Genomic DNA, 14,694 nt, shown 5'->3' with positions numbered 1-14,694 from the left:
GGAGTTCGTTCGACATGCTGCATTTGTCCCGCCTCACATCGCTGGCCCTGACGATCGCCCTGGTGATCGGCGCGCCTCTGGCTTTTGCCGACCAGGCCGCCGGGGCTGCACCCGCTGCCACGGCTGCGACCACCAAGGCCCCGCTGCCGCTGGACGAGCTGCGTACCTTTGCCGAGGTCATGGACCGGATCAAGGCAGCCTATGTCGAACCCGTAGACGATAAAACCCTGCTGGAAAATGCCATTAAAGGCATGCTCAGCAACCTCGACCCGCACTCCGCTTACCTGGGCCCGGAAGATTTTGCCGAGTTGCAGGAAAGCACCAGCGGCGAGTTCGGCGGCCTGGGCATCGAAGTCGGCTCCGAAGACGGCCAGATCAAAGTGGTCTCGCCAATCGACGACACCCCGGCGTCCAAGGCCGGCATCCAGGCCGGCGACCTGATCGTGAAGATCAACGGTCAGCCGACACGCGGCCAGACCATGACCGAAGCGGTCGACAAGATGCGTGGCAAGCTCGGCCAGAAAATCACCCTGACCCTGGTGCGCGACGGCGGCAACCCGTTTGACGTGACGCTGGCCCGCGCGACCATCACGGTCAAGAGCGTGAAGAGCCAACTGCTGGAGTCCGGCTACGGCTACATCCGCATCACCCAGTTCCAGGTCAAGACCGGCGACGAAGTGGCCAAGGCCCTGGCCAAGCTGCGCAAAGACAACGGCAAGAAACTCAACGGCATCGTGCTCGACCTGCGTAACAACCCAGGCGGCGTATTGCAGTCTGCGGTGGAAGTGGTCGACCACTTCATCACCAAGGGCCTGATCGTTTACACCAAAGGCCGCATCGCCAACTCCGAGTTGCGCTTCTCGGCCACCGGCAATGACTTGAGCGAAGGCGTGCCATTGGCTGTATTGATCAACGGCGGCAGCGCCTCGGCGTCGGAAATCGTCGCCGGTGCCCTGCAAGACCAGAAACGCGGCGTGCTGATGGGCACCACCAGCTTCGGCAAAGGCTCGGTACAAACCGTATTGCCGCTGAACAATGACCGCGCATTGAAGATCACCACGGCGCTGTACTACACGCCGAACGGCCGTTCGATTCAGGCGCAGGGCATCGTCCCGGACATCGAAGTGCGTAAAGCCAAGATCACCAACGAGATCGACAGCGAATACTACAAAGAGGCCGACCTGCAAGGTCACCTGGGCAATGGCAACGGCGGTGCCGACCAGCCAACCGGCAGCGGCGCCAAAGCCAAGCCGATGCCGCAGGACGACGATTACCAACTGGCCCAGGCGCTGAGCCTGCTGAAAGGCCTGAGCATCACGCGCAGCCGTTGATATGCGTTTTGCCCTGATCATCGCCCTGCTGTGCAGTCTGGCAGGCGTCGCCCACGCGACGCCTGACGGCGAGCCACACAAAGCCTACCTGACCCTCATCATCGACGACCTGGGGCAAAACCTGCCCCGGGATCGTCGCGTGCTGGCCCTGCCCGGGCCGGTGACCACCGCGGTGATGCCGGACACGCCCCACGCCGCCGAATTCGCCCGCGAAGCGCACAAGGCCGGCAAGATTGTGATCCTGCACATGCCCATGGACCCGGCCACCGGCCCGTTCGCCTGGCACCCCGAGCTGCCGATCGAAGAACTTGGCAAGCGCCTGGACGCCGCGTTCAAGGCCGTGCCCTACACCGCTGGCATCAACAACCATATGGGCAGCCGCATGACTGCCCAACGGGACGCCATGGCCTGGTTGATGGGCGAGCTGCAGCGGCGTAACAAGTTCTTTGTCGACAGCCGCACCAGCGCGCAAACCGTCGCCGCCGCCGAAGCGCAAAAGATTGGTTTGGCGCATGTCTCGCGGGATGTATTCCTCGATGACGAGCGCACCGAGGCGGCCATTACCACGCAGCTGCAAACCGCGATCAAGCTGGCACACAAGCAGGGCTCGGTGGTGATGATCGGCCACCCCTATCCGCAGACGCTGGCGGTGCTGGAGCGCGAGTTGCCCAAGCTCAAGGCTCAGGGCATCGACTGGATTGATATCAAGCTGATGATCAGCGTGCGCGGCAATCAGGCCATGGCCGGGCATGGCAAGAACGGTCAGTACCGTTAGATAAGGTGGCGACATTCCAGTGTGGGAGCGGGCTTGCTCGCGAAGGCGGTGGGTCAGTCAGCCGATTGAGTGGCTGACACTCCGCTTTCGCGAGCAAGCCCGCTCCCACATTTTTGACCGTGGTTTTCCGGCTGATTGCAGTGCGCCTCTGGCTTGCCTGCGATAGCAGTCTTTCAATGACACCTATTTCAGCTGAACCACCGCTATCGCAGGCAAGCCAGCTCCCACAGTAGTTCTTGCCAGTTAGAGGTAGCGCGCCATGATCTCGTCGATTACGCCGTCTTTGCGCAGCTGATCCAGCGCGGCCTGAAGCTTGGCGACCAGTTCGTCCGGCACGTCCTTGTTCAGCGCAAGGTAAAGTTGCGCGCTGTTGAAGCGCAACACGGTCTTGAGCCCCGTCACGCCGACCTGACGCGCCAGGTAGCGCCCAGCCGGATCGCCCGTCGCCCATAGGTCGATCTGGCCATCCATGAGTTTTTGCGCGTTGTCCTGATCGCGTAACACCACCAGCGGATTGAGGCCCTGCTTCTCCAAGGTTTCGGCAATAGCGTCGCCCTTGTAGGCGCCAATCTTGTAGCGACGGGCGTGTTCAAGATCCGCCAGCTCTATCTTGCTGTCGGCCTTGGCCAGCATCACCCAATCGTCCGGGCCGATCGGGCCGACCCACTTGAACAGGGCTTCACGGTCCGGCAGGCGCGCCATCACGAATACGCCATAACCAGGTTTTTCCAGGGCGAGTTTGTAGATTCGCTCCCAAGGAAAACGCAGGGTCAGGTTGTAGGAAATGCCGGCACGCTTGAAGGTCTCGCGCACGATGTCCACGGCGATGCCTTCGATGTTCTCGTCCTTGGCGAAGTTCTTGCCGTTTTTTGCCATGTTGTACGGCGGGAAGTTTTCCGTCAGCAACACCAAAGAGGCGTCAGACGGTTCTTCGGCACGGGCCGAGCCTGCCAAAAGCATGGAAGAACTGGCGAGGGCGAGCAGCAGGTGTTTGAACATGAAAGTTACCGGAATCCATGGCAAGCGCAGAGAGTGCCGCGCGCTCGCCATGGTGTCCAGCAGCGTTTAGCGAACGACGATACCGCGCGCCGCCATGTAGGCCTTGGCCTCCGGAACGGTGTATTCGCCAAAGTGGAAAATGCTTGCCGCCAGCACCGCACTGGCGTGGCCTTCGATCACGCCGTCGGCCAGGTGCTGCAGGTTGCCCACACCGCCGGACGCAATGACCGGAATGCCCAGCGCATCGCTGATGGCGCGGGTCACGCCGAGGTCGAAGCCGTTTTTCATGCCGTCCTGGTCCATGCTGGTCAGCAGTATTTCACCGGCGCCCAGGCCTTCCATCTTCATCGCCCACTCCACCGCGTCCAGCCCGGTAGGTTTACGACCGCCGTGGGTGAAGATCTCCCAACGCGGGGTTTCGCCAGGCCCGGAGACTTTCTTGGCGTCGATGGCGACCACGATGCATTGCGAACCGAAGTGCTGCGCAGCTTCGCCGACAAACTCCGGGTTGAACACGGCGGCGGTGTTGATCGAGACCTTGTCCGCACCGGCATTGAGCAGGTTGCGGATGTCTTGCACGGTGCGCACGCCACCGCCCACGGTCAGCGGAATAAACACCTGGCTGGCCATGCGCTCCACGGTATGCAGCGTGGTGTCACGGCCATCGACGCTGGCGGTGATGTCGAGAAAGGTAATCTCGTCGGCACCTTGCTCATCGTAGCGACGGGCGATTTCCACCGGGTCGCCGGCGTCACGGATGTTGTCGAACTTGACGCCCTTGACCACGCGACCGTTGTCGACGTCCAGGCAAGGGATGATGCGTTTGGCCAGCGCCATGGTCAGTCCTCAGCCGTTGTAGGCATCGCAGTAAGCCTGGGCTTCGGCGACGTCCAGGGTACCTTCATAGATCGCGCGGCCGGTGATGGCGCCGATGATGCCAGGCGCCTTGGCGTCCAGCAGCGATTTGATGTCGCCCAGGTTGTGGATACCACCGGAAGCGATCACTGGAATCTTGGTGGCGGCAGCCAACGCGGCGGTGAACGGCACGTTGCAGCCCTGCATCATGCCGTCTTTGGCGATGTCGGTATAAACGATGGCGGACACGCCGTCGGCTTCGAACTGCTTGGCCAGGTCGATTACCTGCACGGTGCTGATTTCAGCCCAGCCGTCGGTGGCGACGAAACCGTCCTTGGCATCCAGGCCGACAATCACCTTGCCCGGGAACGCGCGGCAGGCTTGGGCAACGAACGCCGGATCTTTTACGGCCTTGGTGCCGATGATCACGTAGCTCACGCCAGCCTTGACGTAGTGCTCGATGGTTTCCAGGGAGCGAATGCCGCCGCCGATCTGGATCGGCAGGTTCGGGTAGCGCTTGGCAATGGCGGTCACCACCTCGCCGTTGACCGGCTGGCCTTCGAAGGCGCCGTTCAAGTCCACCAGATGCAGACGACGGCAGCCACCTTCTACCCATTTGGCAGCCATGCTCACCGGGTCATCGGAGAACACGGTGGAGTCTTCCATGCGGCCTTGGCGCAGGCGTACACAAGCGCCGTCCTTGAGATCGATAGCGGGGATAATCAGCATCTGGCAAACCTTATTCGATATTCAGCAATGCTTGGGAAATCAGGGTTTCTCAAGCGACCACAAGTCGCTTTCGATGCTTTCGAACCTTTCTTTAAGGAGCGTCTGCGTGTCGAAAATCGCCCTGTTGTAATAGTGCGGCGCTACTTCGGTGGTGAACAGTTCAAGAAGCTCGGCGACCTCGAACGAGCCCAACTTGAGCTCAAAGCGGTCTTCCATGAAGCGCTTGATCTTGAGCGTCGCCTCACGCTCCTGTTCGGGCGTGAGGTTCAAGATCGGCACTTTCGGCTTCTTGGCCATTTACCACCGGCCATCCCACGCGGCGAAGTTCTGCAGCAATTGCAGGCCATGGGTATGGCTCTTCTCCGGGTGGAATTGCACGGCAAAACGCGAACCTTCGGCCAGCGCTGCGGCGAAGTCGACGCCGTAGTGCCCGCCACCGACCACCTGACGCGGGTTACCGGCGGCGATGTAGTAGCTGTGCACAAAGTAGAAACGCGCCATGTCCGGGATTTCGTGCCACAGCGGGTGGTCGACGGTGCGACGCACCTCGTTCCAGCCCATGTGCGGGACTTTCAAGTGCTCGCCGTCTTCGTGCAGGTCCTTGCCAAAGAACTTCACCTGGCCTGGAAACAGGCCGATGCAGTCAACGCCGGCGTTCTCTTCGCTGCGCTCAAGCAAGGCTTGCATGCCCACGCAGATGCCGAGGAACGGGCGGTCCTGGCTGACTTCGCGCACCAGGCTGTCAAAGCCCAGGCGGCGGATCTCGGCCATGCAATCGCGAATCGCGCCAACCCCAGGAAATACCACCCGGTCGGCTTCGCGAATCACGTTGGCGTCACTGGTGATCAGCACCTTGCCGGCGCCTACGTGCTCGAGGGCCTTGGCCACCGAGTGCAGGTTACCCATGCCGTAATCGATAACCGCGACCGTCTGCATTACAGAACGCCTTTGGTCGAGGGCATTTGCCCGGCCATGCGGTCATCCAGCTCCACGGCCATGCGCAGCGCGCGGCCGAAAGCCTTGAACACGGTTTCGATCTGGTGGTGGGTGTTGGTGCCGCGCAGGTTGTCGATGTGCAGGCTGACGAGGGCGTGGTTGACGAAGCCCTGGAAGAATTCCTGGAACAGGTCAACGTCGAAGCCGCCCACGGTGGCGCGGGTGTAGGGCACGTGCATCTGCAGGCCTGGGCGGCCGGAGAAGTCGATGACTACGCGCGACAGCGCTTCGTCCAGCGGGACATAGGCGTGGCCGTAGCGACGGATGCCTTTTTTGTCGCCGATGGCTTTGGCAAAAGCCTGGCCCAACGTGATACCGACGTCTTCCACCGTGTGGTGGTCGTCGATATGCAGGTCGCCCTTGCTGACGATATCCAGGTCGATCAGCCCGTGACGGGCGATCTGGTCCAGCATGTGCTCAAGAAAAGGTACACCGATATCAAATCGGGCCTTTCCGGTGCCATCCAGGTTGATCGAGGCTTTGATCTGGGTTTCCAGAGTGTCGCGCTCGACGGACGCCTTACGTTCGGCCATCACCAGCTCCGCAAAATCATTGGGCGAAAAAGGCAGCCATTATAGGGGCGCGGGCGCTAAACAGAAACATCGAAGGGGATAAGACTGATGGAGTGTCGGCGATAGACATGTGCGTACAAGTGCGCGCTCCAGGATGGTGCGCGCGGCATATTAGCCAAATGCCAGCGCCGGCTTCGCTGTAACATGAGCGCTACGTTTGAAACCTGATGAATACTGAACAGTGACGATACCCAGAGTCTTACGGCGCAGCGGCATTCTCCTCCTGTGGGCGCTGACCTACTACGTCACCGGCATGGCCTCGCTGGCCTTTGATGACCCCGTCTCGAAGATGGCGATTATCTGGTTTCCGGCGGGCGTCTCGGTGTCGGCCTTCCTGAGCTCGCGCCGTGCTCACTGGCCGATGCTGTTCCTTGTGTTGTTGATCGCGCGGGTGCTGCTCGGTGCGCACGGCTGGGAGGAGTCACCGGCCGCCATCGCGCTGTCGGCTGAGGCGCTGGCAGGTTCGATTGCCATTGCCTGGCTGGTACGGCGCTTCGCGCGTCGCGGCGACGACCTGCACGCCATCGTGCTGTGGTTGCTGGCGACCGTGGCCATTTGTGGCGTACAGGCGCTGATCAGGAAGGGCTGGCTGATGCTGGCCGGGGAAACATCACCCCATACGCTGATGACCAACTGGATGTCTGGCGTTAACGGCGTGTTCTTTGCGACCGTCGTGGTCATGAACGTGCTGAACAGCAACCTGCGCGAATTTCCCACCAGCGCGCGGGAGAAACTCGCCGGCGCAGGGTGGCTGCTGCTGCTCGCATTGAATACCTGGTACGTCTTCGGGGCCGCGCCGCACTGGCTCACCAGCATGCTGGACACCGATGCCGGCGCCGCGGTGTATTTCATCCTGGCCTGCCTGCCGATCGCCCTCGCCCTTGCTGTTTGCGTGACCTGGCGCAGCCCTGGCGGCTCAATCGCGCTGCTGGTGCTGGGCAGCATCGTGGTCAATTACACCGATCAGAAGACCGGGCCGTTTTATGTGCCGGGCCTGCTCGAAGGCGAGCCTCTGCTGCTTGCGCAAAGCTACTTGTCCATTACCGCCCTGCTGGTGGTGGTGATACGCCTGATGACGCAATCGGCCAAGCCCTACGACCCGCAAACCGGGCGGCTGGGGGGCGACGGCGTGATGTACCAGTTGCATCCCGAAACCGGCGACATCCTCTGGGACGACAACCTTGATTCGCTACTGGATATCGGCACCCGGCCCCTGGGCACCATTGAGCAGGTGCTGGCGCGCGTGCACCCCGAAGACCGCGAAAAACTCAAACAGCACTGGTCGCCGGACACCCGTACCCACGCCTCATCGCTGGCCTTTCGCATCGACAAAGGTAACGGTGACTGGCTGACCCTTTACGACCAAAGCCCCGGCGCCATGCGCGATGCCAGGGGCCAAGTATTTGTCGGCAACTGGCAAAGCAGTCGCTATTGCTGAACCTTTGCCCTTTGCCGACCAGCGTCTACCTGTACGAGTACCTTCATGATTCAGATTGCTTTACTGCTGTTCGGCGTTGAATTCGTCCGATCCAAATTCTGGTTTCTCGGCCTGATCGGTATCGTATGGGGCGTGATGGGCGTTGGCGTGATGATCGACGGCCTGGATGGCGAGTTGTACTTTCCGCTGCGCGCGTTCGGCTTGCTGTTGCTGCTGGAAAGCATTGTCACCCTGAGCGTGGCCGCCAGCGGCGTAGGTACTCAGCGCGCCGTGCTGTATTTCAAGGGCGGGATTTGCTTTTTTGTCGCGGTATTGATCCTCGCCGACAAGGTCTACAGCAACCTGTTGCTGGCGATCATTTTTGGCTTTACCTATTTTGTGATCGGCCTGCTGACCATCACCTCGGCCTGGGTCGTCAGGTTCCCGCGCTGGCGATCATCGTTGATCAGCGGCAGCGCCCAAGTGGTATTCGCCGGGTTGCTGGTCAGCCCCTACCCCATCGCCAACAGTGCCACCGTGTCTTTTTTTCTTGGCGCGCTGATGATCGTCAGTGGCCTGAACACGGTACGCATTGCGCGTCGCGTCAGGCGATTGCGCCATGGCACCTCGACGTTCGAGCTGCTTGCGCCCAGGGATCTGCTATCGGATTTCAAAAAGCTGCCGCCGCAGGAACCGCCGCCGCAGCTTGAGCCGGAGCCTGCCTGCACCGATCCACTGGTGGTGCATATCTGGACGCCGGAAGGCACCGCCAGCGCGACCACCATTCCTCGTCCGATCATCAATCGCTACATCGCGGCCGTGGACGCACAAGGCGTGATTTCAACCGGGCACGCTGCTCTTGAACTGTCGCCGTCGGTGTACTTGAGCCTGTATCCGGTGGCAGACATCGATCGCTCACCGTCAGAATTTTTCCGTATCCTCAAGGCCACCCGCAACAATGACGTGCCGGGCACCTTCCAGCCGGACTACGCCACCGAAGTGGCCAACTGGTGCGATTCGGACCGCAAGATCATTTTTCACCGGTACAGCCGCAAGGCGTTGATTGAGTTTTCCAATAACTATCGCCAACAGGCCACTTACAACCTGACCTACCGCAACTGCTCGAGCAGCGTGGCATTTGCTTTGGAAGCCTCGATGGATGGGGTATTGGCGGAACGCTCGCGACGCTGGCGGTCGGTGTTGCAGACCCTGCTCATGCCGGAACTGTGGATTGCCGCGCAAGTACGCAAGCGCGCCATGACCATGGCCTGGACACCCGGCCTGGTGATGGATTACGCACGAGCCTTGCGGGTGATCGTGCATCCGGTGCCGCGGCCATGGTTTCAACGCATCCCATGGCGCGGTCAATCAACCAAAGCCTTGCCTGACAAGAAGCAGGATTAGCCCGCGCTGGCTGTCCGAGGCCCGCTCACCTTGCGTGAGCGGGCACTGGGGAACGGTCTGTCAGTGGAACAATACCGCGGTCTTCTGCAGGGTCACCCACACACCCCACGCCAACGGAATACCCACCGCCAGCCACGCCACGATGGCCAATGGCACGCTGGCGGAAGAGGCCTTCCACTCCAGCGAGGTAGAGGCAGTGGCGCCTTTGTCATGGCCCAGCGCCTGTTCGGCAGCCAGTTCCGCGTCGGTCATGAAGTACTTGTCGGCCACCGGGCGCACCAGCAGGTTGCAGATGAAACCCAGCACCAGCAGGCCGGCGAGGATGTACAAGGTGATGTCATACGCTGCGGCACGTTCAACGCCGATGCTCAGCTGATACTCACGCAGGTAGTTGACCAGCACCGGGCCCAACACGCCCGCCGCCGCCCAAGCGGTCAACAGGCGACCGTGGATCGCGCCGACCATCTGGGTGCCGAACAGGTCGGCCAGGTAGGCCGGAACGGTCGCAAAACCACCGCCGTACATCGACAGGACGATGCAGAACGCCGCCACGAACAGCGCCACGTTGCCCAGGTGCCCCAGATTCGGGATCAGCGCGTAGAGGGCAAAGCCCAGGGCGAAGAACACGAAGTAGGTATTTTTACGGCCCAGGTAGTCGGAGAACGACGCCCAGAAGAACCGCCCACCGATGTTGAACAGGCTCAACAAGCCGGTGAAGCCTGCGGCGATGGCCGCGATGGACGCCAATTGCCCGGCATCCAGTTGGCCGAACGGCACATCCACACCCAGCAACTTGCCACCGAACACTTCCTGCAGCAGCGGCGACGCCATGCCGAGAATGCCGATACCGGCAGATACGTTCAGGCACAGCACCAGCCACACCAGGCGGAATTGCGGGGTTTTCCACGCCACGTTCACGTGAACGTGACGGTGGGTGATCATCGCATTGGCGGCTTTTTTCACCGGCGCGGTCCAGCCCTCAGGCTTCCAGCCGGTCGGCGGAACGCGGTAGGACAAGGCACCGCCGATCATGAACACGAAGTAGATCACGGCCATGACCACGAAGCTCTGCCACACGCCAACGCTGGTCGGCGAAGCGAAGTGGCCCATCAGGGCGGCTGCCAACGGAGCACCAACCATCGCGCCGCCGCCGAAACCCATGATCGCCATGCCGGTAGCCATGCCGCGTTTGTCCGGGAACCACTTGATCAGGGTCGACACGGGCGAAATGTAGCCCAGGCCCAGGCCGATACCGCCGATCACGCCGGAGCCGATCCACATCAGCCAGATCTGGTGGGTATAGATGCCCAACGCCGAGATCAACAGACCGCCACACCAGCACAAGGCCGATACAACGCCGGCTTTACGTGGCCCGGCATGTTCCAGCCAGCCGCCCCAGATCGCTGCGGAGCAACCCAGGAAGATGAAGAACAGCGTGTAGATCCAGCCCAGCATGGAGATGGGCCAGTCGCATTGGGACGAGAACACTTGTGTGATGAAGCTCATGTCCGGCGCGCAGGCGACCGGTGCAGTGATACCCAGTGCCTTGGACAGCGGCAGCCAAAACACCGAGAACCCGTAGGCCATGCCGATGCAGAGGTGGATGGCCAGAGCGGCCGGTGGCACCAGCCAGCGGTTGAACCCTGGCTTGGCGATAATGCGTTCCTTGGACAGGAACGCAGGCTGTGCGGCATTACTACCCGCCGCAGTGCTTGTGCTCATTGGTGTTTCCCCCAGTTATTAGTATGTGTCCGTCAGGCGCTCTCTCCCTCGGCCTTGCACGCAGAGCGTTGGCCGTTGTTGTTGAGTAAAGCTCCTTTTGAGCGCGACGCTGTGTCGCAGACGACAGACGAACCCGCGCAGATTAGCACCAGTGGATGACAGAAAAACCAAACTGATATCACCTTTTTCACGCAACCTGCTCTGTTGGTCGGCAAAGTCCGATTTTGCTGCGTCTAGATACAATGTAACGATGCATGAACTGACGCAGGCCGTCGGGCGTTATACTCTGCGGCTAAATTTTAAAATCGACATACAAGGACTCGCCCATGAAAGCGTTCGGCAAAATCCTGGGTCTGGTACTTCTCGGGCTGTTGCTGATCATTGTGGCCCTGGGCTTTGCCCTGACCCACCTCTTCGATCCCAACGATTACAAAGACGAGATCCGCCAGATTGCCCGCGACAAGGCCCACATCGAGCTGACGCTCAATGGCGATATCGGTTGGAGCCTGTTCCCCTGGCTGGGCCTGGAATTGCACGAAGCCAGCGTCGCGACCATGACCAACCCGACTCAGCCGTTTGCCGACCTGCAGATGCTCGGCTTGTCGGTGCGCGTGCTGCCGCTGCTGCGCCGTGAAGTGCAGATGAGCGATGTGCGTGTCGAAGGCCTGAACCTGCGCCTCAACCGTGACAAGCAAGGCCACGGCAACTGGGAGGACATCGGCAAGAACGTAACCGAGAAACCGGCCAATGCGCCGGTGCCTGCCCCCGAGCAAACGCCGGCCGAACCTGAACCGGAAAAGCCGCCAAAACCGATCCGTCTGGACATCGACAGCCTGACCATCAACAACGCCCGCGTTGAATACAACGATGAGCAGACCGGCAAGCAGTACAGCGCCGAAAGCATCCAGTTGAGCGCCGGTGCCGTGCACGAAGGCGCGAGCATTCCGCTCAAACTCACGGCATTTCTGGGCAGCAACCAGCCTTTGATGCGCGTCAAGACCGAGTTGAACGGCAACCTGCGCATCCAGCGTGCGCTCCAGCGCTACCAGTTCGAAGACATGAAGCTGAGCGGCGAAGCCACCGGCGAGCCACTGCTGGGCAAGACCGTAACGTTCTCCACCCAGGGCCAACTGCTGGTGGACTTGGCGGCCAACATTGCCGAATGGACCAACCTGAAACTCTCCGCCAACCAGCTGCGCGCCTTGGGTGAACTGAAGGTCAATGACCTGAACAAAACCCCACAGCTCAGCGGTGCCCTGTCCATTGCCCAGTTTGACCTGGCCAAGTTCCTCGACAGCGTCGGCCACCCGTTGCCGCCGATGGCGGCGGGCAGCCTCAGCAAGGTCGAACTGGTCAGCCGTCTCAAGGGCACGCCTACCAGCGCGGCACTGGAAGACTTGAACCTGAAACTCGACAGCAGCACCTTCACCGGCCGCATCGCTGTCGAGGATTTCGCCAAGCAATCCCTGCGCCTGCAACTCAAAGGCGATACCTTCAACGCCGACAACTACCTGCCGGCCAAGTCCGAAACCGCCAAAGGTGCAGCGGCCGCACGCCAGGCCGAAGTGCAGAACAGCGAGGCCGGCGCCATGGCCGCCGGTGGCACCACACCGCTGCCGGACGCACCGACCAAAGGCGCGTGGAGCACCGACAAGCTGTTGCCACTCACGCGTCTGCGCACGCTGGACGTGGACGCCGACCTGGCCTTCGGTCAACTGACCCTGAGCAAGTTGCCGATCCAGAACGCGGCACTCAAAGCCTCCGGCGTCGATGGCCAACTCAAGCTTGATACCCTCAGCGGCGGCCTCTACAACGGCACCTTCCAGGCCAACGGCACACTCGATGTGCGCCAGGACATCCCGGTGCTGGCGCTGCAAACCCACATCAAGCAAGTGCCGGTTGAGCGCATCCTGCAAGCTCAGGGGCAAAACCCGCCGGTAAAAGGCCAGATCACCCTCGACAGCAACCTCAACGGCCGTGGCAACAGCCAGAAGGCGCTGATCGACAGCCTTAACGGCACCGCCAGCTTTGTGATCAATAACGGCGCGCTGCTCAACGCCAACATTGAACAGCAGCTGTGCACCGGCATCGCACTGCTCAACCGCAAGACCTTGAGCACCACGCCACAAGGCAAGGACACGCCGTTCCAGGAACTGCGCGGCAACCTGACCTTGCGCAACGGCGTGGCCAGCAACCCGGACCTGAAAGTGCGTATCCCGGGCCTGACAGTCAACGGCAACGGTGACATCGACCTGCGCGTGCTGGGCATGGATTACCGCGTCGGCATCATCGTCGAAGGCGATACACGCGACGTGCCGGACCCGGCCTGCCAGGTCGGCTCCAACTTCCAGGGCATCGAAGTTCCGCTGCGCTGCCGTGGCCCGCTGGAACTGGGCGCCAAAGCCTGCCGCCTGGACAAGGACGGCTTGACTCAGGTTGCGGTCAAAGCCGCCGGCAACAAACTCAGCGAGAAGCTCGAAGAGAAACTCGACAAGGTCAACCCGCAGTTGAAAGACGCCCTTAAAGGCTTGTTCAAACGATGAGAAACGAGCAGTTTTCACAGGCGGTGCTGGACTGGTACGACCGCCACGGTCGCCATGACCTGCCCTGGCAACAGGGCATTACGCCTTACCGGGTGTGGGTCTCGGAGATCATGCTGCAACAGACCCAGGTCAGCACCGTCCTCAACTACTTCGACCGGTTCATGGCTTCCCTGCCGACGGTCGAAGCCCTGGCCGCCGCGCCGGAAGACGAAGTGCTGCACCTGTGGACCGGCCTGGGTTACTACACCCGCGCACGCAACCTGCAGAAGACCGCCAAAATCGTCGTCGCCCAATACGGTGGCGAGTTTCCCAAGGACGTCGAAAAGCTCACTGAACTGCCCGGCATTGGCTTATCCACTGCCGGTGCGATCGCGAGCCTGAGCATGGGCCTGCGGGCGCCCATCCTCGACGGCAACGTCAAGCGCGTATTGGCGCGCTTTACCGCGCAAGAGGGCTACCCCGGCGAGCCCAAGGTCGCCAAGCAGCTCTGGGCCACCGCAGAGCGCTTTACGCCGCACGATCGCGTCAATGCCTACACCCAGGCGATGATGGACATGGGCGCCACGCTCTGCACCCGCAGCAAACCCAGCTGCCTGCTGTGCCCGCTGGAAAAGGGCTGCGAGGCGCACATGCTCGGTCTGGAGACACGCTACCCAATTCCCAAGCCGCGCAAGACCATCCCGCAAAAGCGCACGCTGATGCCGATGCTGGCTAACGCAGAGGGCGCGATTCTGCTTTACCGCCGCCCTTCCACGGGCCTGTGGGGCGGTTTGTGGAGTTTGCCGGAGCTGGACGACCTCCAAGACCTGGAACACCTGGCCAACCAGCACGCGCTCGCGCTGGGCACGCCGCATGAACTGCCGGGGCTGATCCACACCTTCAGCCATTTTCAGCTGGCCATCGAACCCTGGCTGGTCCAGGTGGAGGAATCCGCCCATCACGTGGCCGAGGCCGACTGGCTCTGGTATAACCTCGCCACCCCGCCGCGCCTGGGCCTTGCCGCCCCGGTAAAAAAACTGCTGAAGCGCGCGGCCGACGTATTGAACGCAGGAGTTCCGTCATGACCCGCACCATCATGTGCCGCAAGTACCACGAAGAATTGCCTGCCCTGGAGCGTGCACCGTTCCCCGGCGCCAAAGGCCAGGACATCTTCGACAATGTCTCCGCCAAAGCCTGGGCCGACTGGCAAAAACACCAGACCCTGCTGATCAACGAAAAACGCCTGAACATGATGAACGCCGAAGACCGCAAATACCTGCAGGGCGAGATGGACAAGTTCTTTTCCGGCGAGGATTACGCCAAGGCCGACGGTTACGTGCCGCCTGCTCAATAATTGATCAAAAATCGGGGT

The 14,694-nt window shown here is 61.4% G+C and carries 14 protein-coding genes; 7 read left to right on the top strand and 7 right to left on the bottom strand.

Annotated elements, in window-relative coordinates; all coding sequences use genetic code 11:
* Positions 1–14: 14 nt before the first annotated feature.
* Together AACU78_RS20175 and AACU78_RS20170 are read left to right on the top strand one after the other, a co-directional pair.
* Complete coding sequence (locus AACU78_RS20175) at positions 15–1,331, top strand: S41 family peptidase (protein ID WP_106577474.1); 1,317 nt, start codon at positions 15–17, stop codon at positions 1,329–1,331.
* 1 nt (position 1,332) lies between these two features.
* Positions 1,333–2,106 (top strand): divergent polysaccharide deacetylase family protein, encoded by a 774-nt coding sequence (locus AACU78_RS20170; RefSeq protein ID WP_106577473.1) that lies wholly within the window; start codon positions 1,333–1,335, stop codon positions 2,104–2,106.
* Between the two features lie 243 nt (positions 2,107–2,349).
* Here AACU78_RS20170 and AACU78_RS20165 read toward each other — a convergent pair whose 3' ends face one another.
* From AACU78_RS20165 to hisB, 6 genes are all read right to left on the bottom strand, one after another.
* Positions 2,350–3,105: a substrate-binding periplasmic protein gene (locus AACU78_RS20165; protein ID WP_106577472.1), complete on the bottom strand. Its 756-nt coding sequence runs from the start codon at positions 3,103–3,105 to the stop codon at positions 2,350–2,352.
* A gap of 66 nt (positions 3,106–3,171) precedes the next feature.
* Complete coding sequence (gene hisF, locus AACU78_RS20160; RefSeq protein ID WP_106577471.1) at positions 3,172–3,942, bottom strand: imidazole glycerol phosphate synthase subunit HisF; 771 nt, start codon at positions 3,940–3,942, stop codon at positions 3,172–3,174.
* A gap of 9 nt (positions 3,943–3,951) precedes the next feature.
* Positions 3,952–4,689 carry a 1-(5-phosphoribosyl)-5-[(5-phosphoribosylamino)methylideneamino]imidazole-4-carboxamide isomerase gene (gene hisA, locus AACU78_RS20155; protein WP_057025453.1) on the bottom strand — a complete coding sequence of 246 codons (738 nt, stop codon included), beginning with the start codon at positions 4,687–4,689 and terminating at the stop codon, positions 3,952–3,954.
* Positions 4,690–4,728: 39 nt separating this feature from the next.
* Positions 4,729–4,986, bottom strand: coding sequence for a DUF2164 domain-containing protein (locus AACU78_RS20150; RefSeq protein ID WP_106577470.1), 258 nt, complete (start codon positions 4,984–4,986; stop codon positions 4,729–4,731).
* Complete coding sequence (gene hisH / locus AACU78_RS20145; protein ID WP_106577469.1) at positions 4,987–5,625, bottom strand: imidazole glycerol phosphate synthase subunit HisH; 639 nt, start codon at positions 5,623–5,625, stop codon at positions 4,987–4,989.
* Positions 5,625–6,218 carry an imidazoleglycerol-phosphate dehydratase HisB gene (hisB, locus tag AACU78_RS20140; protein ID WP_003218037.1) on the bottom strand — a complete coding sequence of 198 codons (594 nt, stop codon included), beginning with the start codon at positions 6,216–6,218 and terminating at the stop codon, positions 5,625–5,627. The genes hisH and hisB overlap by 1 nt, the downstream gene beginning before the upstream one ends.
* 220 nt (positions 6,219–6,438) lie before the next feature.
* Between hisB and AACU78_RS20135 the strand changes: the two genes are divergently transcribed.
* Positions 6,439–7,695, top strand: a complete 1,257-nt coding sequence (locus AACU78_RS20135; RefSeq protein ID WP_106577468.1) for an MASE1 domain-containing protein — start codon at positions 6,439–6,441, stop codon at positions 7,693–7,695.
* A 45-nt stretch (positions 7,696–7,740) separates the two neighbouring features.
* Positions 7,741–9,078, top strand: a complete 1,338-nt coding sequence (locus tag AACU78_RS20130; protein WP_106577467.1) for an HdeD family acid-resistance protein — start codon at positions 7,741–7,743, stop codon at positions 9,076–9,078.
* Between the two features lie 60 nt (positions 9,079–9,138).
* Here AACU78_RS20130 and AACU78_RS20125 read toward each other — a convergent pair whose 3' ends face one another.
* Positions 9,139–10,800 (bottom strand): OFA family MFS transporter, encoded by a 1,662-nt coding sequence (locus AACU78_RS20125; RefSeq protein WP_106577466.1) that lies wholly within the window; start codon positions 10,798–10,800, stop codon positions 9,139–9,141.
* A 326-nt stretch (positions 10,801–11,126) separates the two neighbouring features.
* Between AACU78_RS20125 and AACU78_RS20120 the strand changes: the two genes are divergently transcribed.
* The 3 genes from AACU78_RS20120 to AACU78_RS20110 are packed head-to-tail and all read left to right on the top strand — an operon-like array spanning position 11,127 to position 14,676.
* Positions 11,127–13,343, top strand: a complete 2,217-nt coding sequence (locus tag AACU78_RS20120; RefSeq protein WP_106577465.1) for an AsmA family protein — start codon at positions 11,127–11,129, stop codon at positions 13,341–13,343.
* Positions 13,340–14,407 carry an A/G-specific adenine glycosylase gene (mutY, locus tag AACU78_RS20115; RefSeq protein ID WP_106577464.1) on the top strand — a complete coding sequence of 356 codons (1,068 nt, stop codon included), beginning with the start codon at positions 13,340–13,342 and terminating at the stop codon, positions 14,405–14,407. The genes AACU78_RS20120 and mutY overlap by 4 nt, the downstream gene beginning before the upstream one ends.
* Positions 14,404–14,676 carry an oxidative damage protection protein gene (locus AACU78_RS20110; RefSeq protein WP_106577463.1) on the top strand — a complete coding sequence of 91 codons (273 nt, stop codon included), beginning with the start codon at positions 14,404–14,406 and terminating at the stop codon, positions 14,674–14,676. The genes mutY and AACU78_RS20110 overlap by 4 nt, the downstream gene beginning before the upstream one ends.
* Positions 14,677–14,694 lie beyond the last annotated feature (18 nt).

It is taken from the genome of Pseudomonas sp. R9.37 (assembly GCF_963878885.1).
Taxonomy (GTDB): Bacteria; Pseudomonadota; Gammaproteobacteria; order Pseudomonadales; family Pseudomonadaceae; genus Aquipseudomonas.
The sequence above is the reverse complement of the archived record's forward strand: the minus strand, read 5'-3'. Positions and strand labels throughout refer to the sequence as shown.